Here is an 18,873-nt window from a genome sequence, read left to right as displayed (position 1 = left end):
CCGACGATGCCTCATTCAATCGGCAAACGGCGACGGCTCTCATCAGAGCACTGGTGCTCAGAGCATCTGTATCAGTTCGCCCACATCCTGGATGACCAGCTGGAGGTTAAGCCCGGTCAGGACAGCCACGACAATCCAGGCCAGGAAGGCCATCCATCGAGGGTTGGCATACTTGCCCATGATCTTCTTGGAGGAGGTGTACCAGACCAGGGGGATCATGGATATGGGCAGGGCCACGCACAGGAAGACCTGGGAGTAGACCAGCAGGCTATCCAGGGCGGACTCCTTGCCGCCGAAGGCGATGGTGCAGATCAGCACGGGGATGATGGAGATCACACGGGTGACGAGCCTGCGCAGCCAGAGAGGAATCCTCATGCGGATGAAGCCCTCCATGACGATCTGCCCAGTCAGAGTGCCGGTGATGGTCGAGTTCTGACCGGAGGCCAGCAGGGCCACAGCGAAGAGGGTGGAGAGCAGACCGGAGGCGACCGGACCGGCGATGGTCTTGTCGCCGAGGGCGTTGTAGAGGGCGGTGAAGGTATCCAGCCCTTCGCCGTGTCCGAAGAACATGGCCGCACCCAGCATCAGCAGCAGGCAGTTGACCACGAAGGCGGCGGACAGCTGGATGTTGGAATCCCAGGTGGCGAAGCGGACAGCGTTGGCAACCTGACGGTCGTCGCTCCGGTCGAAGTCGCGGGTCTGGACGATGGATGAGTGCAGGTAGAGGTTATGAGGCATGACCGTGGCGCCCACGATGCCCAGAGCCATGGTCAGCTGGCCGTTGCCCAGGATGGCCTTGTCAGGGATGAAGCCGCGGAAGACCGCGGGCATGTCGGGCCTGGCAAGGAAGACCTCGTAGAGGAATACCGCCATGATGACCAGAATCAGGGTGGCCACGATGGCCTCGATGCGTCGGAAGCCGATCTTGGTCAGCAGCAGGAGGATGAGCACGTCCAGCACGGTCAGCGTCACGCCCAGGATCAGTGGAATGCCGAAGAGCAGCTTCAGGGCGATCGCTCCGCCGATCACCTCGGCGATGTCGGTGGCCATCACAGCCAGCTCCGTGCAGATCCAGAGGGCGAAGCTGAGCCGGCGGCTGGTGTGCTGGCGTGTGGCCTGGGCGAGGTCCAGACCGGTCACGATTCCCAGCTTGGCCGACATGTACTGCAGCATCATGGCGATCAGGCTGGAGATGAGGATGACGCTCATGAGCAGGTAGCCATACTGGGCGCCGCCGCCGATGGAGGTGATCCAGTTGCCGGGATCCATGTAACCGACTGCCACCAGAGCGCCCGGGCCGGAGAAGGCTGCCAGGTTCTTCCAGAAGGAGCTGGTCGAGTTGGGCACGGAAACCGTGGCGTTGATCTCCTCCAGGGAGCGTCCGTTGGCCGTCTCGATGATGGGATGGGATTGGTGCTGCCGACTGGATGGCGGATTCCTGACTTCGGATCCGGCTGGACTGGCGGGCCCTGAAGCGGGTCGGGTCTTAGTGTTCGGCATGTCGCCTTCCTTGATTCTGGACCGTGGTGGTCGTGTGGCTGGCTATAGACTTCGACCCTTCGAAGTCTAGTGGCGCTCGATGAAGAATACCAGAGGTGATCTGTGACAATCTCAAAATATGCCTGCAGGGGTTGCTCGCGGGTCGCGCCATGGATCTGTGCTATAGACTGTGGAACATGGGAATTGCCGAACTGTCCTCCAGCGCCCAGGATTATCTCAAGGTCATCTGGGATCTTCAGGAATGGGACAAGGGCCCTGTCCAGCCCACTGCGGTGGCCGACAGGACGGGTATGAAACAGTCGACGGTCTCGGGTGCACTGGGCCGTCTGGTCGATGCCGGTCTGGTCACCCACAGGCCTTACGGCAAGGTCGAGCTGACTGAAACCGGTCGTCGCTACGCGGTGACCATGGTTCGGCGCCACAGACTGCTGGAGACCTTCCTGGTGCAGGTCCTTGGTTACGGCTGGGATGAGGTGCATGAGGAGGCGGACAGCCTCGAGCACGCCGTCTCCGACAAGATGGTGGATCGCATCGACGAATATCTCGGGCACCCCACAGCTGATCCGCATGGTGATGCCATACCCTCACCTGAGGGGGACCTTCCGCCAATACCTACCACCACAAGGCCTCTCTCGGAAGTATCTGCAGGGACGACGGTAAGGGTGCAACGAGTCAGCGACGAGGATTCACAAATACTTCGTGCGCTCAGCAGTTACCGCATATGGCCTGGCTGTCTGGTGCAGGTGGAAAGTAGGCAGGCTGATGATGAATTAGCCGTAAGCCTGACGGATATGCATTCCAGCTCCGACGCCGCTTCGGACGACCTTCTTGTGCTGTCTAAAGAACAGGCGGCATTGATTCAGGTCAGTCTTATCTGATTTGTCGTACTGAACAGCGTTACTGTTCGCTGCGGTTGGCCTCATGCTCTCGCTGACGACGGTGAAGATACGCGAATAAGTTTGAGGTATGAATGTAGGCTCTTCGGTCGTTTTTCGCTAGAACATCGAGAACGATACCGGCGATGATGGATAGCAGACCGACAAGAATCAACAAGACTGATCCGATAAGGGTAGGAATACGCGGGACCGATCCTGTGTGCCAGAACTCGATCATTACCGACAAGAGAAAACCGAAACCGACCAGGTCTATCAGCAGTCCGCATCCTCCAAAGAAGGGAAGGGGTTTGTACTCCCTGATCATTCTGAAAATGGTGGAAAGTACGCGGATCCCATCGCCCACAGTGTTAAGTTTGCTGTGAGAGCCCTTAGGGCGATCGCGGTACTGAACGGGCATTTCGTACAGCCGTAGATTCCTGTCCAGGCTGTGTATGGTCATTTCCGTTTCCACTTCAAATCCATGGGACAGGATCGGGTAGCATTTGACATAGGTAAACGAAAAAGCCCGGTAGCCCGTCATAATATCCTTGACTTGCGCACCGAAGATGCAGTTGATTGCCGAGCGAACCAATCTGTTGCCGACGTTGTGAAAGGGTCTTTTGTTTTCTTGGAAGTAGGTGGAGCTCAGTCTGTCGCCTATCACCATGTCATAGCCCTCGAGGATTTTATCCACCATAGCGGGAGCACTTTCCGCAGGATAGGTGTCGTCGCCATCGGCCATGACATATACGTCGGCATCGATGTCTTCGAACATAGCTCGTATGACGTTGCCCTTACCTTGGCGCGGTTCCGGTCGGACCACTGCACCCTTTGATTGTGCTATGGAAGCTGTTTTATCTGTAGAGTTATTGTCATAAACGTAAATGGTCGCCGTTGGGAGTGCTTTATGGAAATCGTCAACGACTTTTCCTATCGTCTGCTCCTCGTTATAGCAGGGCAAGAGAACGGCAATGGTTGCTTCTTCCAAGGCAGGCTTCATGCTTAACACTATACATATAGGGATTCTCAGATTGAGGTCGATATGGGATTATGAAATTTGTGGGCAATAGCAGAGGTATACCCATTGCGCGTACCGCGCTCAGGTTAGCATAGACCACATGCAGCAGCTATTTGAAACTGGACCTGATGTCTGGAAGCAACTTGATGGCTTGAGCAAACGGCAACGCCGGTTGGTTATTTCAGCAGTCAACTACCATTCGTTGATGCAGCCTGGTCGAGAACTGCTCTACAAGATCTATATGGGTGGAGACTGGCAGTATCCCCGCTTGACAGACACTTCGACTCTGAATGGTTCTCTAACCAAGGGAGCCGGACTTAAACCCGTAGTCGAATTCAAAGCCAGGTCAACGTCCAAGCCTAAGACTGCCTTTACCCCGCACTATTTTGATCCGCATCATCAATTGGTTGATTGGAATGAACGCTATGTGCTATTGACTCCGGACGATGCCACTGATATGACGGTCAAGGCCCGGAGTCTGTCTGCCCGATTGCCCATGCGCAACCAAATTTATAACTACTGTGAGCTGCATTTTCCACTTCTGTTCGATCAGGTTCGTGAATTGCTCAGGCGTAAGCGCGAGAAAGCGGGATACCAGGCTATTGAGACTTATCGTCCCGATTCGACCAGCGACCTGTTTGCTCGTGGGGCTGTGCATCATCCAGGCAGTTCAATCGAACCTGGGCAACCGGACTCTTCGGCTTCCAAGGCTGTCATTATCGCCATGCATTGGCTGCAGCCCGGGGGAGCCGAGCGTTGGGCCATGGAAACAGTCGCTCTGGCTCGAAAAGCGGGGCTATTGCCCATCGTCATCACCAACAATGACAGTCATCAGCCATGGATTGTCAGCAAGGACTTGGATGATGCCCTCGTCATCAATCTGACCTTTCCTGCGCAGGAGGGCATCGGCGACGTGCCCCTGCTCAGGGCTCTATTTGAGCAGTACAACATTCGTGGTGTCATGATTCATCACAATCAGTGGATGTACGACCGGCTCTGGTGGATCAAGCGATATTACCCGCATACGTTCATTATCGACTCCCTGCACATTCTTGAATACCACGACCGTGGTGGCTATCCCAACCAGAGCGTGAGTCGCGACCCTTACATTGATCTACACCATGTCATTTCACCCCAACTGCAGGATTGGCTGGTAAATCGTCATGGTATAGCGGCAAAAAAGGTGGTTATGGCGCCCTTGGTTGGTCTGACTGCCAATCAGATGAATCCACAGTACAAGGACCGGGTACAGCAGGATGTGTTCCACGTCGCCTTTGTAGGGAGGATGACCAGGCAGAAGCGCCCGGAGGCATTTATCAATGTCGCCAAGGAAATGGAGCATCGTTTCCCGGGTCGTTTTCGGTTCATTATGCATGGCAGCGGCGATATGGATTTGGAGGTACGCAAACTCCTTGCGAAATATGGCCTGGATCATGTAGTGGAACGTCGTGATGTCTCTCAGCCTGTTTCTGCAACATATGATTGGGCGGATGCTCTGCTGATCACCTCGATCAATGAGGGTATTACTCTTACGACCATCGAGGCTATCAGTCGGGGCATGCCGGTGTTGAGCGCTAATGTCGGTTCCCAATCGACGCTGGTTCCTGTTCAGGGGCTGTTGCCTCGGCAATCGTTGGGGCTGGTCCGCCAATCGGTCCGTTCCTTGCTCAGGATGGATGGTCATGAAGAGGATCGCAGGCGGTTGTGGACGGCGGAGCTGGAACGGCTTCAGGAGTTTTCAAGGAAGGAATCGGCCGACTCCTTCTTCACCCGAATGTTGGGAGAATGGGCGCAGTGATGAATGCTGTAGATAACCGGAGGAATGTGGCCGCTGTCGTCGTCACCTTCAACCGTCTGGAAAAGCTGAAGAAGGTTCTGGCTTCCCTGGAGTCCCAGACCTTTCTGCCCAAGGCCCTGATTATTGTCGACAATGCTTCGACCGATGGGACTGCGGATTATCTGCATGAGTATCAGGACGCATTCCCCCTGGAAGGGAAGGTGGAGCTTCGCATTGTCACCCTGCCCGAGAATGTCGGCGGGGCCGGTGGTTTCTCTGCTGGCATGCGCGAGGGCTACCGGATGGGTTTCGACTATGTGTGGATCTTCGATGATGACGGATATCCTGAGCCGGATGCCTTGGAAAAACTGCTCGGAGGCTACGAACAAGCCACCCAGGCTTTGAGCCCGGATATTCCCTTTGCCTGCTCCCTGATCAAATACATCGACGGAACCATTTCAGAAATGAACAATCCTGTACCTACCTGGGACTGGGGTCGGTTGCGGGCCATGGGGCTCAGGGATCTGGTGCTGATCAATCAGGCATCCTTCGTATCTGTGCTCATCCCACGTTGGGTCATGGAAGCCTATGGTCTGCCATACAAGGAGTACTTCATCTGGTTTGACGATGCTGAGTACACCTTGCGTATTACGAGAGACTGCCCCGGAGTCCAGGTTCTCGATAGCGTAGTGGTGCACGATATGGGTGAGAACAAGGGAGTCAATTTCTCGATGATCAACGAGAAGAACGCCTGGAAGTTCGCCTATGGCATTCGTAATCAGGGATCCTACAGACTGCATCACAAGAGCCTGGTCCATTTTCTGCTCTTTTGCGCCCAGGTTTGGTATGCCATGCGGTCCGGTGGAGTGGATAAGAAGTTGCGTCGACAAATGTATGGCAAGATGATCGAAGCTATAAGGTTCAACCCGTCAATTGATTATCCGCAAGTTGGGAATCAATGATATTGGCGTGCAAGAAGGAAAATATCTACCATTTATGATTTTTCGGCGCTCTGCAACCGAGCGTTCGAATCAAACGTGACGGATATCGCGAAAGGAAACAGTAGAAAAGATGATGTGGCTTTCCTTCTTAGCATCTATGCTGCTGGCTGCGGGCTTACTATATATTCCCGGTTTTCTACTCGTTTCCGCATTTGGATATTCGAGACGGACCTCCCTGTTGCTTTCCCCGCCAATAGCATTGGCGCTGTATGGGATTTTGGAAATAATTGAACAGAAGATAGGCATAAAGAGTTCTGTCGGAACTGTAGTGGGTGTCTCACTCTGCATATCAATCATCCCCTTGCTGGTCAAAGTGGTAATGCAGAAACTGAGCGTGGATGCAATGAAGCGCGATGCCAATGCTGCTGGTTCAGACGGCAATGTGCAGAAATGGCATGACTGGCTGGTGCTGTTTGGCTTCTGGACGGTCGGCATCTTTATTACCACTTTCGTGTTGGTTCGCAATTTGGATGGTCCAGATTCATATTCGCAGCTATTCGATAACGCATGGCACATGGGTATAGTCAGGAAATTCCTGACTACCGGGGATATGTCGCCTCTGACTTCCGGAAATATTGTTCCAACGGTTGGGTCATCTTTCTACCCAACAGGTTGGCACTCGCTGGTCGCATTGGTGGCTGGTACTGCAGGTGTGAGTCCTTTGATTGCGGCGAATGCGGTCAATGCATGCATTATTGCTCTTGTATTCCCTGGCTCCATGTTCCTTTTGCTGAAAAAAGTGCTGTCCGGTTTGCGTCCAGCGATGATTCTTTGTATGTGCACTACGTTGATGTTTACCGCATTCCCATGGAGATTTTTGGCGTTCGGCCCATTGTATTCCAATCTGTTGTCGTTCGCGATACTTCCATTGTCTATGGTTCTTTTCCTCAATATCCTTGACGCGAGGAGCAGCTGGAAACGCAGAGCTCAAGATGGAGTATTGCTGGTAGCGAATATAATCGGCGTAGCAATTACTCAGCCCAATGCAGTATTTACCATGGGAATTTTTCTCGTTCCATATCTGATGACTCAAATACCGAGATATTGCGATGCCTCAAAGTTAAGAGCCAATCGGGCTTTGACGGTACCTGTCTTGAGTGCAGCGGTGCTGCTGCTGATCGCCTGTGTGTGGGTCGGCCTTTACAAGGTGCCATTTATGCAACGGACCGTACGCTGGGGTTGGCCATCGTTTGAAACCAAGCCCCAGGCCATATTTGATATTGCCTTTCTGGGCTTTCATGATGCCGAGCCACAGTTTATGCTTGGCATATTGGTCATGCTGGGGTTCTTGTATGTGTTGCTTCATAGAGAATTCCTATGGCTGGGATGCTCACACATATTAATGTGTTTTCTCTATTTCCTCTCGGCTGCGACTGATGGCCGAGCCAAGGCTGTGCTTACGGGATTTTGGTACCATGACGCCTATCGTTTAGGGGCTTCGGCGGTGTTCACCGGCATACCATTGGCGGCAATTGGCCTGTGGTCACTGATGAACGTGATTGTCAAATTGTTTGATGGTGTTATGGTCGATGGCCATGATTCACGCCAGCGGATCGTATTGTTTGCTGCTGTGCTTGTCGTCGTGGAAATTATCAATTTCTTCCCGAATTACCACATGCGCGGCAGCCATAGCGTCGATACGCCTTTCGGCGCCGTAACCAGGGATCTGCGGTACACAAATTCAAGAGACGAGCCCAAAAGCTACACCGCTGACGAGCGACGTTTTGTTGAAAAGGTCCGTCAGATTGTTCCACCGGGATCCTTGATTCTCAACCAACCATATGATGGCAGCGTCTACGCGTGGGGAATCGATGATCTGAACGTCTATTACAAGGCATGGCAAGGCAACTGGCTAGGTAAGCCTACGGTCCAGAGCAAGTTGATTATGAACGGCTTGGCCAACATGGATGAGGATCAGCATGTATGCCGAGCTGTCAAGGAATCACACGCGCAGTATTTGATGCTTCTTGACCGTACCGACTATAAGCCAGACCCCGATGACAAGGCCAAAGTAATCTCCGACTATGCCAGCTATAAAAAGCGCGATTGGCGTGGTGTCGACGCCGTTCATGATGGCACACCTGGTTTCACTCCGGTTCTGCAGCAAGGAATTATGCGATTGTACAGAATCGATAGTCGCGCATGCTAGCTGAAGCTATTCGGCAGGATTGTTGCGTGCGGTCTGATCATCTATGCCTATATGCCTGCCGGTTGTCCTGCCAGAGAGATGAATCCGCGAGACTACTCTAATAGCGGGATTTACGATCAGGAAATTATATATATAACTGACAAGCATGAGCACGAGAAAGACAAGGGCTATAGTTGCTGCTGCAAAAATCAGCTTGGCAAGGAGCCCCATAGGCTCGGGGCTTTTGAAAACTGTATCCCACAACAGTGGTTTAATCAGGAAGTTTTCATGAATTAAATATATGCCCAGCGTGGATGGTGCAAGAGCAATGATGAGCCTGCTCCAAAGAGTATTGCCACGGTTGAGTGTACGAATCTGTGTTACCCAGATGAATATGACGGAGCCGGATATTACAGCAAGTATTGGCGAAGCACCAGGTCCTGCGGTCAAAAGGTTGGTTGGCGGATTGCCTAGGATGGCGGTCATTGAGTTCTGCCTGCCAAGTGCGCGTGTGCCTACTACGCACAGGCCGAAGCTGATCACAGTGCAAATAAGTGCAGAATACCAATGGATGCGTGGTAGTCTTTCAGGGTAAAGCCTGATGTTTGCACCAATAAGGTAAATGGAAATCAGATAACCGCAATCGGTATAATACTGGCTCTGCGCATTGAGTATTCGCCATATGAACGTCACCCATATGATCATGGCAGTCAAGATCCATGATTGTGCAGAGGTTAAATGTTCCATAAGTTTGTTGATGAACGGGCTGAAAGCGGTCATGATGAAATATGCGCTGATGAACCAATAGGCTATTTCGGTGATGGGGAGGAAAGAGACCAGGCCACTTTTGACAGTCACTCCAGCCAGGTAGTGTTCAGGAATGGCATGGTTCCATTTCAAGAAAAGAAACAGTAAAAATATAGGTGCTGAGTAGAGAAAAATCTGTATCCACAACTTCCACAGACGTTTGATGGGGCTAGTCGTTTTGGTGGCTACAAAATAGGCTGATATGAGTACAAACAGGGTGACGCCTACCTGTCCAAGGAAACTGAGAGCATTATGAGTCGCTCCCGCCCACGTTCCCGTTTGGGCCGGATCGGTATGTACTGCCCAGTTGTCATCGGCGAAAAAGTGAGTCGTAACAATAAGCAGCATCGCTACGATTCTTAGGAACTCAAATTTCCAGTCTCGTTGCTTGTTCGGCATAAGGCCTCCAGAACGTTTATCAAACTAGGTCGTGGATCGCTGCGACTCTTCCTTGATAGTACTCAAACCATTGTGTTAGTAATGAACAAAGGAAGTAGGAGAGCTCTTGTCATTGGCGGGCTCTGGTAGTCTGTACGCTTGTGAGAAGCATCGTAGATAGATTACGCCAGCGATACCACTATTCATTGGTTATCCTGCGTGAGCTTGTCAAGACCGATTTCAAGCTCAGGTATCAGGGATCCTTCCTTGGGGTTGCCTGGTCCGTTCTGCAGCCGCTGATGCTCTTCGTGGTTATGTATCTGGTGTTCGCCAAATTCCTCAGGATGACCGATGGCACGCCGACCTATCCCGTCGTGCTGCTTCTGGGTATAAGCTCCTGGCAGTTCTTCAACGAGTCAACTTCCATAGGCCTGCGTTCTATTGTGGACCGTGGCGACCTCTTGCGTAAGGTGCATTTCCCCAATTACATCGTGGTTGTATCTGCTACCATGGGGGCGCTGATCAGCTATGGAATCAACCTGATAGTGGTTCTCATCTTTGCCATCTTCTGCCGAGTGCATTTCACTTGGAGGGTCCTGTTGCTGCCAATCAGTGTATTCCAGCTGTATATTCTGGCCTTGGGCTTCACTCTGATCATGGCTACCATGTACGTCTACTTCCGTGACGTCTCGCATATCTGGGATGTGTTGCAGCAGGTGATTTTCTATTCCATCCCTGTCATCTATCCTCTGACGGCGGTGTCGGGAATCCATCGTTGGTGGGGTCCCGTCGTTGCCAAGCTGCTTCTGCTCAACCCTATAGCGCAGTCCATCCAGGATATCCGGCATTCATTCATCGCTCCGGAAACCACCCCCACGGTATGGAATCAGATTAGCAATCCCTTCGTGACCATGATCCCTATCCTGCTCACTGTGATCATGGTGGTGCTGGGTGTATGCGTATTCCGCAAGTACAATCACAAATTCGCCGAGGTGATGTGATGAGCAAGGCTGGGGAACCAATCCGTCAGAACAAAGACGATCGGCCCGTGGTCCTGTCTGTGGAGCATGTGGATAAGGTCTTTCGTCTGCCTACCGAACAAGCCACAGGACTCAAGCAGGCCTTTATCAACTGGACACGAGGAATCAAGGGATACAAGGAGCAGCAGGTGCTGCAGGATGTGTCCTTCCAGGTGCATCGGGGTGACTTTTTCGGCATCGTTGGACGCAACGGCAGCGGCAAATCAACCCTGCTCAAGCTGATTTCGGGCATCTACTATCCTGAACGCGGTCGCATCTCCTATACGGGCAAGCTGGTGCCTTTTATCGAATTGGGCGTGGGTTTCAACCCGGAGCTGACAGGCCGTGAGAACGTCTACTTGAACGGAGCCCTGCTGGGATTCACCCGCAGCGAGGTCGATGCCATGTACGATGACATCGTGGACTTCGCTGAACTGGGCGAGTTCATGGATCAGAAGCTGAAGAACTACTCCAGCGGCATGCAGGTGCGCCTGGCTTTTTCCGTTGCCATCAAGGCCCAAGGCGACATACTGATCCTAGACGAGGTACTGGCTGTCGGCGATGAGGCCTTCCAACGCAAGTGCGATGATTACTTCACCGAGGTCAAGAAGGATCCCAACAAGACGGTCATCCTCGTCACCCATGACATGGGTGCCGTGAAGAAGTACTGCGACCGGGCGATTCTGATCAAGGACGGCCATGTGGTGATTAATGGCGACAAGGATGATGTCGCCAACCGGTACACCTTGGAGAATCTCAAGGCCCCCGACAAGCAATCCGATGGAAAGAAGCAAGGGGACGAATATCCGACCGGTCTCAGCGCCCAGGTACCCCTCCTGCGCGCCTATCCGGTATCATCCTCGGTCTGCAAGAGCTCGGATACCTTCCGTTTTGACGTGGAATACGACTGCGCTGAGTATGACAATCTCTATATGGCCATCGCCATGCACGACACTCGACGCGGAGGCATAGCCTATGACACAGGTTCCGATGTCATCCGTCTAAAAGCCTGTGGGCATCAGGTGGTGCATTGTTCGGTGCCCTTGAACATTTTCAACAATGGCGAATTTCGTCTCGTCGTATCCCTGCGCGTGCGGGATGCCGCGCAAGCGGACAAAAATGCCCCCACAAAAATGATTGCCTTCACCAATGACGAGAACTCCTGTGTCTTTGCCATCAGAGACAAGCGAAACAGGGAGTACGCCTTGTTGAGCGACCGTGGGCTGCAGATCAGTCTTTTGGGCGAGGAATCACTCTGACCTGTCTGTACCCGCAGCACTTTCGATAGAATCGGAATATGAGTCACGAGAGTTGGGGAAAGAGGAGTATGGATTCCCCGGATGAGCCCACCGTCAGGGTCGTCGCTCTGGTATTGGCCGGTGGGGTTGGCGCCCGTATGCGCGGACCGGTGCCCAAGCAGTTTCTGGTAGTTCGGAACAAGCCGGTACTGGTCTATACCCTGGAGGCTTTTCAACGAGCAGTGGCCGTCGAGGACATCATTGTCGTATCCCTGCCCGAGTGGACGGGAATCGTTGAGCAGTATGTCAAAGATTGTGGGCTGACCAAGGTCCGAGCTGTTTTACCTGGAGGTGCCAGCGGTTTCGAATCCATTCGTTGCGGTCTGCGTTATCTTGAGAAACAGTATTCGCCTGAGGACATCATTCTGATCCATGACGGTGTTCGCCCCTTGCTGACTGAAGAAGTGATCAACGCCAACATCGCAGGTGTGGAGAAATACGGCAATGCCGTCACTGTAGTGCCGGCAACCGAGGCTTTGCTTCATACCGATGACGGCGAGTCCAGCAGCAGGGTGGTTGAGCGTTCTCACGTCATGCGCACCCAGACCCCGCAGAGCCTGCGTCTGCGCGAACTCTCGCTTATCCATCGCCAGGCAGATGAGATGGGTATTCATGATTCGGTAGCTACCTGCACGCTGCTGATCGAGACTGGTCATGTGGTTCATGCGGTAGCTGGTGACAATTCCAACTTCAAGCTCACCAGTCCCGAGGATGTGGCGCTCTTCGAGGCCTATCTCGATGCCAAGGGAATGTCCTGATGACAGGGAGAGGACGAGTCGATGCAGACATTCTGCAACAGGATGTGAATGGTCTGGCCGACGCCCATCCGGACTTGTGGCGGGAGCTGGATGGCTGCAGGATATTGATTACCGGCGGAACAGGCTTTGTGGGTTCCTTCATTCTGCATCTGATAGCTGCTTTGCGTCGTCGCCATGGCCTGCATATCGATGTTCTTGCTGTGGTCAGGAGTCGGAAACGTCTGCGAGATGTTTTGGGCGACGACTGGGAGGACTCATGGCTGCAGGTCGTGGAACAGGATCTTCGTGCCCCCCTCTCGCTGCAAAACGAAGGTCCGATAGAGTATTGCATCCATGCCGCCAGCAATGCCGACCCCGTGGCCTACCAATCCGATCCCATGGGGACCATGATGACCAACGTGGTTGGGACTGAGCAGATTCTGCAATATCTGGCGGATTTGGACACCAAGCCCTTCCGAGTGGTTTATCTGTCCAGCGTTGAAGCCTATGGAGGTCATAGCCAGGAGGAGATTCTCAAGGAGGATGATACTGGAAGTTTCGATCCGGCAGTGGTCCGCAACTGCTATCCAATCAGCAAGTTGGCCGCTGAAAACCTTTGCGCAGGGGCGCGTCTGCAACTGGGCCTTCCTGTGACTGTGGCACGCATGGCCTATCTGTATGGGCCAGGTGACCGTCTCAACGATCCCAAGATCGTCACGCTTTTTCTCCGGATGCTGCAAGAGGGCAGGGACATCGAAATGCACAGTCCTGGTCTGCAGCGACGCAGCTACTGCTATATCAAAGATGCGGTTTATGGTATCATGCTGCTTCTTTTGCGCGGCCAGGATTCGACATACAACATCGCCAATGGCGGGGAGGAAGTCACCATTGCCGGGGTGGCCCAGAAATTGACCCAGCTTTTTGGACGCCCGGGCGGGCTGGTGCGGTATGAACAGCCTGATCAGGATGAGCTTGCGCGCTTCTCTCCTCCGGAGGACAATATTCTTGATACTTCCAAAATGCGGGCTCTGGGATTTGAGGCAGAGGTCGGACTGGCGCAAGGACTGGAACGCACCGGTCGGTATTTTGGCATGCGGCCGTCAACATGGCAGACCGGCAATGTCGCAGGGAAAGGCATGGACAATGAATAGCCGTCTGATCGCTGGCATCAAGGGGCGCTTGCCCATCTCCTCCCGGTCTTTGCGGGACTTCCGGGCGCAAGATGATGCCAGATATGCGCAACTCCTTCAAGTGATCGACGATCAGTGGAAGGCCCTGGATAAGGCTCAGGAGAGTCTTGACCGCCTGGAGAGGCAATGCCGTGCGCTGAATGAGACCTTGGAATATGTCCATGATTCGAATAGTGTCATGTACTGGCAGCTGTTCCGGGGAGATCATGAGACCACTGAGCAGGCTCAACTCAGATTCTTCAGAGGGCTGCCCAAGGCCGAAGGCATCCATGCGCTCTTCCAGGATGCGGAGGCAAGGCTGTTCGAACTCTTTGATCAGTTTTGCCGGGATCATGAGATATCCTATTGGGGTACCGGCGGCACAGTGCTGGGCGCCTTCCGTCAGCAGGATTTCATCCCCTGGGATGACGATATTGACGTCTACATCACTCGTGAACAGTTGAGTCGGTTGGAAACTGCCGTGCGTGAGGATGGACGTTTCCGTGTCACGGTCGTCTGGGACTGGTATGTGCCTTGCAAGCAGATCAGATTCCGGTCTATAGATGAGGCCAACCCCTGTTTTGTCGATCTTTTCCCCCTGGATTGGGTATCTGGCGATCCGGAAGATGCTTGGCAAATCTGCACGCAGGAACGTTTACATTTTGTCCAGGAAATCCGCAAACAATACGCGAGCTCCTCCTGGAGCCGGGATATTTACATTTCCGGGGCAGATCCTCTGATACCCGCCCTGGAATCCGACCTGCAGGCACACCTGGCAGATCTGGCGACTCGCGTATCCATCCTGCCCACAGCTGATGGCGCTACAGGATTGATCAGGGGTATCGAAAACATCGATGAGGTGCGTCCATCCGGTCCCTACTTCACTGGCGATTGGACCGGTTCGACAACGCTGCCCTTCCGCGGAATCTCCGTTCCAGCGCCCAGGAATTATCGTGAGTACCTGAGTAAGGCCTATGGCGATTACATGGCTCTGCCGCGCGACATGCATTCCCATGAGCATGTCGCTGATGAGTACATTGCCTCGCCCGAATCGGTACGAGCCATGCGTCGGATGCTGTCGACTAACGGGGAACGGGCCCTTGGCGATGAAGAACGAAAGTGAGGCGTCCGGGCTTCGTTCGGGCAGTGTTGAGGACCTTCAGTCGTCCGGGCTCTCATGCCTGATGGTGACGGGGGGTGCCGGTTTCATCGGCACGAATTTTGTGCGCTATGTGCTGGCCCGCCATCCTGACATGCACATCGTGGTTTACGATCTGCTCACCTATGCAGCCAAGATCGATAACCTCCGTGGCCTTATTCCCGATCGGATCGATATGGTCCATGCCGATATCTGCGACGCGGAATCTGTGGAACAGGCCATTCGCCGGTTTCATGTCGATGCCATCGTCCATTTTGCGGCTGAGTCGCACAACGACAACTCCATCCAGGATCCAGCGCCCTTCATCAGAACCAATCTCTATGGCACCTATGTTCTGCTGGAGGCCGCCCGTCGCCACGGCCTTCGCTTCCATCAGGTGTCCACGGACGAGGTTTTCGGCGATCTCGGCTTCGATGATCCGCACCGTTTCACCGAGGCCAGCCCCTACCGGCCCTCGAGTCCGTATTCGGCCACCAAGGCAGGAGCGGATCATTTAGCGCGAGCCTGGTGGCGCACCTATGGGACCCGCGTGACCATCTCCAATTGCTCCAACAACTACGGTCCCTATCAGCACATTGAAAAATTCATTCCTCGGCAGATCACCAACATCCTGTCCGGAATCCGTCCACGAATCTATGGCCAAGGACGTGCGGTCCGGGATTGGATCCATGTGGAGGATGACTGCCGGGCCATTTGGAGCATCCTGGTTCATGGAGCGCCTGGATCAACCTACCTCATCGGCGCGGATGGCGAGTTGAGCAACATGGAGGTGCTCAGGATGATCCTGCGCCTCATGGGGCGCGGACCCGATGAATTCGACTTGGTGGCAGATCGGCCTGGAGGAGATCGTAGATATGCCATCGATGCCGGAAAGATACGCCGGGACCTCGGTTGGCGGCCTCTGCACCGGGACTTCGAGCAGGGTCTGGCAGAGACGATCGATTGGTATCGTCGTCACCGCAAGTGGTGGGCAGGTGATAAGCAGGCAGTCGAGGCTCGCTATCGGGAACAGGGACACTGATATTTGTGGCTGTACCACCCTTGGATGTAAACTAGTCGGGTTCCCGTAGTGGCCAGAGGATTGTTCTGCCGCGACTGGGATGCAATACACCCTCCTGTCACGGAAGGTCCGTGACCTGTAAGTCCAAAGGAGGTGGGTGATGTCTGCGCATAAGTATGAATTGATGTTCATTGCCGATCCGGCCATGGATGAGCGCTCGCTGAAGAAGCTGACCGACCAGTATCTCGAGGTGGTCACCAAGGAAGGCGGCTCCGTCGACAACATCGATGTCTGGGGCCGTCGCAAGCTGGCCTATGAGATCGACAAGCACAAGGAAGGCAATTACGTGGTGGTCGAGTACACCTGCGAGCCCTCCGCCAGCGCTGAGCTCGATCGTGTGCTCAATCTGAACGAGTCCGTCATCCGCACCAAGATTCTTCGCAAGGATGACAAGTAAGCAAACAGCAAAGGGACGTCGGAGCGTCGGCTGACATTCGCCCCAGCAGGCCCATTCCCAAGTCCTCATTCCGAGGAAAGGTCGTGACATGGCGGGAGATACATACATCACCGTGGTGGGTAATCTCACTGCGGATCCGGAGGTGCGTACGACCTCCAACGGAGGTACGGTGGCCAACCTGACCATCGCGTCCACGCCCAGGCAGTTCAACAGGAACTCGGGGCAGTGGGAGGACGGCGATTCGCTCTTCATGCGTTGCTCGGCCTGGGATTCCACTTACAGTCCCATGGCCTCCAACATTCAGGCCAGCCTGACCAAGGGCATGAGGGTTATCGCTCAGGGTCGTCTGGTGCAGCGCTCCTATCAGGACCGTGAGGGTAACAACCGTACGGTCGTGGAGCTGCGTCTGGACGAGATTGGGCCCGCACTGACACGGAACACCGCCCAGGTCACCAGGAATGCCAACACTGGTGGCGGAGGATCCCGTGGTGGTTTCGCCGGCTCCAACAACGGCGGATACCAGGGCGGGGCTTCCTACCAGGGCGGCGCCGGCGCGGCAGCAGCCCCCATGGGTCGTCAGCAGCCAGCGCAGAGCCAGCAGGCCCCTGCTCAGGATCCCTGGTCATCGACCGGGTCCGGCGATTCCTTCGGATCCTTCGGGTCCACCGGTGAGTTCGGTGGTTCCGGGGACGAACCCGAATTCTGAAGTTTCATAGCGTCATCATTCATTTAAGGAGTACCAATGTCACGTAAAAGGCCGCAACCGCCGGTCAAGCCCTTCAAGAAGAAGCCGAATCCTCTGAGGGCTGCCAAGATTCATACCATCGATTACAAGGACGTGGCTCTGCTGCGCAAGTTCATCTCTGACCGCGGCAAGATCCGTTCCCGCCGCATCACCGGCGTCACCGTCCAGGAGCAGCGCGAGATCTCCAAGGCGATCAAGAACGCCCGTGAGATGGCCCTGCTGCCCTACGCCACCAACGGTCGCTGAGGGAGGTCAGGATTATGGCAAAGGAAACCAAGGTTATTCTGACCGATACCGTGACCGATCTGGGTCACAAGGGCGACGTCGTCGCAGTCAAGCCCGGCTATGCGCGCAACTTCCTGATTCCCCAGGGACTGGCTTTCGCCTGGTCCAAGGGCGCCGCCGCGCAGATCGAGTCCCTGCAGCGGGCCCGTCGCGCCAAGTCCATGGCCACCCGTGAGGATGCCGTGGCCGCCAAGACCGCCATTGATGGGCAGACCGTCGAGATCGCAGCCAAGGTGTCCGATTCGGGCAAGCTTTTCGGCGGCATCTCCAACGATGCCATCGCCCAGGCCCTTCGCCCCCTGGCCGACGTGGATCCCCGCGCCATCTCCGTGGAGACCATCAAGACCACTGGCGAGTTCCCGGCAACCGTAGCTCTGCACCCCGAGATCTCGGCCGCTTTCACGGTCAAGGTCGTCGCTGAGTAGCAAATGCGACCTATCCCATGACGATTCTTTGAAATAAGGATCTGGGCTTAAGCAGGAGGCCTTCCCACAGCGAATATATGCGTGGGAAGGCCTCCTTTGTGTTCTTGGGGATTGCTCGCTTAGAAGTTTCCGCCGTTCCAACCCCAGTCAGTAGTGGCCGTGTAGCGAATATAGGTGCGGTCCTTAGGGATGGACAGTTCAGATTCCAGCGTGTCCATGATGGTCTTGGTCAGGCTTTCCCAGGCGGATTTGGGTACGTCGCTGCCGAAGACGTTGACCTCAACATAGGCCGCCGGTTTGCTGTCATCACCACCGAAGTAGATGGGCATGTCCGACTCGAAGGGGCACATGAGCCAGCCCTCGGACTTGCCGGGGACAGCGGTGATGGCCTTGCCGTAGGCGGTCTTGATCCGCTCGCGCTGTTCGGCGGTAAGGGGTGTGCTTACGTGAGTGTGGATAACGGGCATGGTGCTTCCTTTCGGGTCCGCCCGGCATGACCGATCAGGATGATTCGGTCCGCCCGGCGGATGGCTGACTATTCCCGTCCCATAGTAGCCTCGACCGGACGGGCTGGTTCAGCGCCAGCCGAAGGGCCGATGACTTAGGGACCAGGCCCCCAGACGGTGGGCCACCGAACGCGGGTTGACCGGCTTGCCGGGGGCTGGCGCGTCCAGCAACCATTTGCGGATCAGGAAGTTCCAGATGGCCACCACTACGGTGGCTGTGATCTTGGCGATGTTGGCGTAGAGCAGGTAGCGGGCGTGCATGGTGGTGATGGCATCCTGGGGCAGCATGGCGGTGCCCATCCATAGGATCACCTCGTTGATCCCCAGACCGATGACCGAGGAGACCAGGAAGACCGCCATCTCCATCCACCGGGCCATGTCCTCCCGATGCTTGAAGACGTAACGCATGCTGGCCAGATAGTTGAAAACCAGGGAGATCAGGAAGGAGATGGCTCCTGCCAGGACATTGTTCAGGTGCGGCCCCATGATCAGCAGGTTCATGATGCCGATGTCGATCAGGAAGGCGATGATGCCCACGATGCCGAACTTGAGCAGCTGTCCGATTAATCTACGCACGGTAGCCCATTCA

Annotated in this window: 19 protein-coding genes; 14 read left to right on the top strand and 5 right to left on the bottom strand. The window is 54.8% G+C overall.

What is annotated here, in order from left to right:
• Positions 1-57 precede the first annotated feature (57 nt).
• Positions 58-1,500: an Nramp family divalent metal transporter gene (locus H3U90_RS02410; protein WP_232340508.1), complete on the bottom strand. Its 1,443-nt coding sequence runs from the start codon at positions 1,498-1,500 to the stop codon at positions 58-60.
• Between the two features lie 176 nt (positions 1,501-1,676).
• Between H3U90_RS02410 and H3U90_RS02405 the strand changes: the two genes are divergently transcribed.
• Positions 1,677-2,378 (top strand): metal-dependent transcriptional regulator, encoded by a 702-nt coding sequence (locus H3U90_RS02405; protein ID WP_198176888.1) that lies wholly within the window; start codon positions 1,677-1,679, stop codon positions 2,376-2,378.
• A 19-nt stretch (positions 2,379-2,397) separates the two neighbouring features.
• On the opposite strand, the gene H3U90_RS02400 is transcribed toward H3U90_RS02405, so the two are convergent.
• Positions 2,398-3,375: a glycosyltransferase family 2 protein gene (locus tag H3U90_RS02400; protein ID WP_198176887.1), complete on the bottom strand. Its 978-nt coding sequence runs from the start codon at positions 3,373-3,375 to the stop codon at positions 2,398-2,400.
• 118 nt (positions 3,376-3,493) lie between these two features.
• Between H3U90_RS02400 and H3U90_RS02395 the strand changes: the two genes are divergently transcribed.
• The 3 genes from H3U90_RS02395 (at position 3,494) to H3U90_RS02385 (ending at position 8,320) form a co-directional block, all read left to right on the top strand.
• Positions 3,494-5,191, top strand: coding sequence for a glycosyltransferase (locus H3U90_RS02395; protein ID WP_198176886.1), 1,698 nt, complete (start codon positions 3,494-3,496; stop codon positions 5,189-5,191).
• Positions 5,191-6,132 carry a glycosyltransferase family 2 protein gene (locus H3U90_RS02390; protein WP_232340509.1) on the top strand — a complete coding sequence of 314 codons (942 nt, stop codon included), beginning with the start codon at positions 5,191-5,193 and terminating at the stop codon, positions 6,130-6,132. The genes H3U90_RS02395 and H3U90_RS02390 overlap by 1 nt, the downstream gene beginning before the upstream one ends.
• A 109-nt stretch (positions 6,133-6,241) precedes the next feature.
• Positions 6,242-8,320, top strand: a complete 2,079-nt coding sequence (locus H3U90_RS02385) for a DUF6541 family protein (RefSeq protein ID WP_198176884.1) — start codon at positions 6,242-6,244, stop codon at positions 8,318-8,320.
• 6 nt (positions 8,321-8,326) lie between these two features.
• Here H3U90_RS02385 and H3U90_RS02380 read toward each other — a convergent pair whose 3' ends face one another.
• On the bottom strand, positions 8,327-9,505 hold the full coding sequence (locus H3U90_RS02380; RefSeq protein WP_052690661.1) for an acyltransferase family protein: 1,179 nt from the start codon (positions 9,503-9,505) through the stop codon (positions 8,327-8,329).
• Between the two features lie 140 nt (positions 9,506-9,645).
• Between H3U90_RS02380 and H3U90_RS02375 the strand changes: the two genes are divergently transcribed.
• The 10 genes from H3U90_RS02375 to rplI all read left to right on the top strand — a co-directional run bounded on the left by H3U90_RS02375 (position 9,646) and on the right by rplI (position 17,778).
• On the top strand, positions 9,646-10,485 hold the full coding sequence (locus tag H3U90_RS02375; RefSeq protein ID WP_198176883.1) for an ABC transporter permease: 840 nt from the start codon (positions 9,646-9,648) through the stop codon (positions 10,483-10,485).
• Positions 10,485-11,762, top strand: coding sequence for an ABC transporter ATP-binding protein (locus H3U90_RS02370; protein ID WP_198176882.1), 1,278 nt, complete (start codon positions 10,485-10,487; stop codon positions 11,760-11,762). Before H3U90_RS02375 ends, H3U90_RS02370 begins: the two co-directional genes overlap by 1 nt.
• 38 nt (positions 11,763-11,800) lie before the next feature.
• Positions 11,801-12,559 carry an IspD/TarI family cytidylyltransferase gene (locus H3U90_RS02365; RefSeq protein ID WP_198176881.1) on the top strand — a complete coding sequence of 253 codons (759 nt, stop codon included), beginning with the start codon at positions 11,801-11,803 and terminating at the stop codon, positions 12,557-12,559.
• Between the two features lie 44 nt (positions 12,560-12,603).
• Entirely contained in the window at positions 12,604-13,689 is a 1,086-nt protein-coding gene (locus H3U90_RS02360) for an NAD-dependent epimerase/dehydratase family protein (protein WP_198176880.1), read from the top strand.
• Complete coding sequence (locus tag H3U90_RS02355) at positions 13,682-14,830, top strand: LicD family protein (RefSeq protein WP_198176879.1); 1,149 nt, start codon at positions 13,682-13,684, stop codon at positions 14,828-14,830. The genes H3U90_RS02360 and H3U90_RS02355 overlap by 8 nt, the downstream gene beginning before the upstream one ends.
• A gap of 61 nt (positions 14,831-14,891) precedes the next feature.
• A complete protein-coding gene (gene rfbB, locus H3U90_RS02350) occupies positions 14,892-15,887 on the top strand; it encodes a dTDP-glucose 4,6-dehydratase (RefSeq protein ID WP_198177585.1) in 996 nt (331 codons plus the stop codon).
• Positions 15,888-16,026: 139 nt separating this feature from the next.
• Positions 16,027-16,323 carry a 30S ribosomal protein S6 gene (gene rpsF, locus H3U90_RS02345; RefSeq protein ID WP_015021308.1) on the top strand — a complete coding sequence of 99 codons (297 nt, stop codon included), beginning with the start codon at positions 16,027-16,029 and terminating at the stop codon, positions 16,321-16,323.
• Positions 16,324-16,411: 88 nt separating this feature from the next.
• Entirely contained in the window at positions 16,412-17,029 is a 618-nt protein-coding gene (locus tag H3U90_RS02340; RefSeq protein ID WP_198176878.1) for a single-stranded DNA-binding protein, read from the top strand.
• Between the two features lie 36 nt (positions 17,030-17,065).
• A complete protein-coding gene (gene rpsR, locus H3U90_RS02335; RefSeq protein ID WP_015021310.1) occupies positions 17,066-17,314 on the top strand; it encodes a 30S ribosomal protein S18 in 249 nt (82 codons plus the stop codon).
• A 14-nt stretch (positions 17,315-17,328) separates the two neighbouring features.
• Positions 17,329-17,778: a 50S ribosomal protein L9 gene (gene rplI / locus H3U90_RS02330; RefSeq protein ID WP_045934996.1), complete on the top strand. Its 450-nt coding sequence runs from the start codon at positions 17,329-17,331 to the stop codon at positions 17,776-17,778.
• A 119-nt stretch (positions 17,779-17,897) separates the two neighbouring features.
• On the opposite strand, the gene H3U90_RS02325 is transcribed toward rplI, so the two are convergent.
• Together H3U90_RS02325 and H3U90_RS02320 are read right to left on the bottom strand one after the other, a co-directional pair.
• Positions 17,898-18,245 carry a phenylpyruvate tautomerase MIF-related protein gene (locus H3U90_RS02325; RefSeq protein WP_045934997.1) on the bottom strand — a complete coding sequence of 116 codons (348 nt, stop codon included), beginning with the start codon at positions 18,243-18,245 and terminating at the stop codon, positions 17,898-17,900.
• A 108-nt stretch (positions 18,246-18,353) separates the two neighbouring features.
• A complete protein-coding gene (locus H3U90_RS02320; protein ID WP_198177584.1) occupies positions 18,354-18,860 on the bottom strand; it encodes a GtrA family protein in 507 nt (168 codons plus the stop codon).
• Positions 18,861-18,873: the final 13 nt, after the last annotated feature.

Source organism: Bifidobacterium sp. W8103, assembly GCF_016100775.1.
Taxonomy (GTDB): Bacteria; Actinomycetota; Actinomycetes; order Actinomycetales; family Bifidobacteriaceae; genus Bombiscardovia; species Bombiscardovia choladohabitans.
The sequence above is the reverse complement of the archived record's forward strand: the minus strand, read 5'-3'. Positions and strand labels throughout refer to the sequence as shown.

Excerpts from the sequence above, each read along its gene's own strand:
- H3U90_RS02390 (WP_232340509.1), top strand. The coding sequence starts at position 5,191 with ATGAATGCTGTAGATAACCGGAGGAATGTGGCCGCTGTCGTCGTCACC.
- H3U90_RS02395 (WP_198176886.1), top strand. The coding sequence starts at position 3,494 with ATGCAGCAGCTATTTGAAACTGGACCTGATGTCTGGAAGCAACTTGAT.
- rplI (WP_045934996.1), top strand. The coding sequence starts at position 17,329 with ATGGCAAAGGAAACCAAGGTTATTCTGACCGATACCGTGACCGATCTG.
- rpsR (WP_015021310.1), top strand. The coding sequence starts at position 17,066 with ATGTCACGTAAAAGGCCGCAACCGCCGGTCAAGCCCTTCAAGAAGAAG.
- H3U90_RS02365 (WP_198176881.1), top strand. The coding sequence starts at position 11,801 with ATGAGTCACGAGAGTTGGGGAAAGAGGAGTATGGATTCCCCGGATGAG.
- H3U90_RS02355 (WP_198176879.1), top strand. The coding sequence starts at position 13,682 with ATGAATAGCCGTCTGATCGCTGGCATCAAGGGGCGCTTGCCCATCTCC.
- H3U90_RS02410 (WP_232340508.1), bottom strand. The coding sequence starts at position 1,500 with ATGCCGAACACTAAGACCCGACCCGCTTCAGGGCCCGCCAGTCCAGCC.
- rpsF (WP_015021308.1), top strand. The coding sequence starts at position 16,027 with ATGTCTGCGCATAAGTATGAATTGATGTTCATTGCCGATCCGGCCATG.
- H3U90_RS02370 (WP_198176882.1), top strand. The coding sequence starts at position 10,485 with ATGAGCAAGGCTGGGGAACCAATCCGTCAGAACAAAGACGATCGGCCC.
- rfbB (WP_198177585.1), top strand. The coding sequence starts at position 14,892 with ATGGTGACGGGGGGTGCCGGTTTCATCGGCACGAATTTTGTGCGCTAT.
- H3U90_RS02340 (WP_198176878.1), top strand. The coding sequence starts at position 16,412 with ATGGCGGGAGATACATACATCACCGTGGTGGGTAATCTCACTGCGGAT.
- H3U90_RS02380 (WP_052690661.1), bottom strand. The coding sequence starts at position 9,505 with ATGCCGAACAAGCAACGAGACTGGAAATTTGAGTTCCTAAGAATCGTA.
- H3U90_RS02385 (WP_198176884.1), top strand. The coding sequence starts at position 6,242 with ATGATGTGGCTTTCCTTCTTAGCATCTATGCTGCTGGCTGCGGGCTTA.
- H3U90_RS02405 (WP_198176888.1), top strand. The coding sequence starts at position 1,677 with ATGGGAATTGCCGAACTGTCCTCCAGCGCCCAGGATTATCTCAAGGTC.
- H3U90_RS02325 (WP_045934997.1), bottom strand. The coding sequence starts at position 18,245 with ATGCCCGTTATCCACACTCACGTAAGCACACCCCTTACCGCCGAACAG.
- H3U90_RS02400 (WP_198176887.1), bottom strand. The coding sequence starts at position 3,375 with ATGAAGCCTGCCTTGGAAGAAGCAACCATTGCCGTTCTCTTGCCCTGC.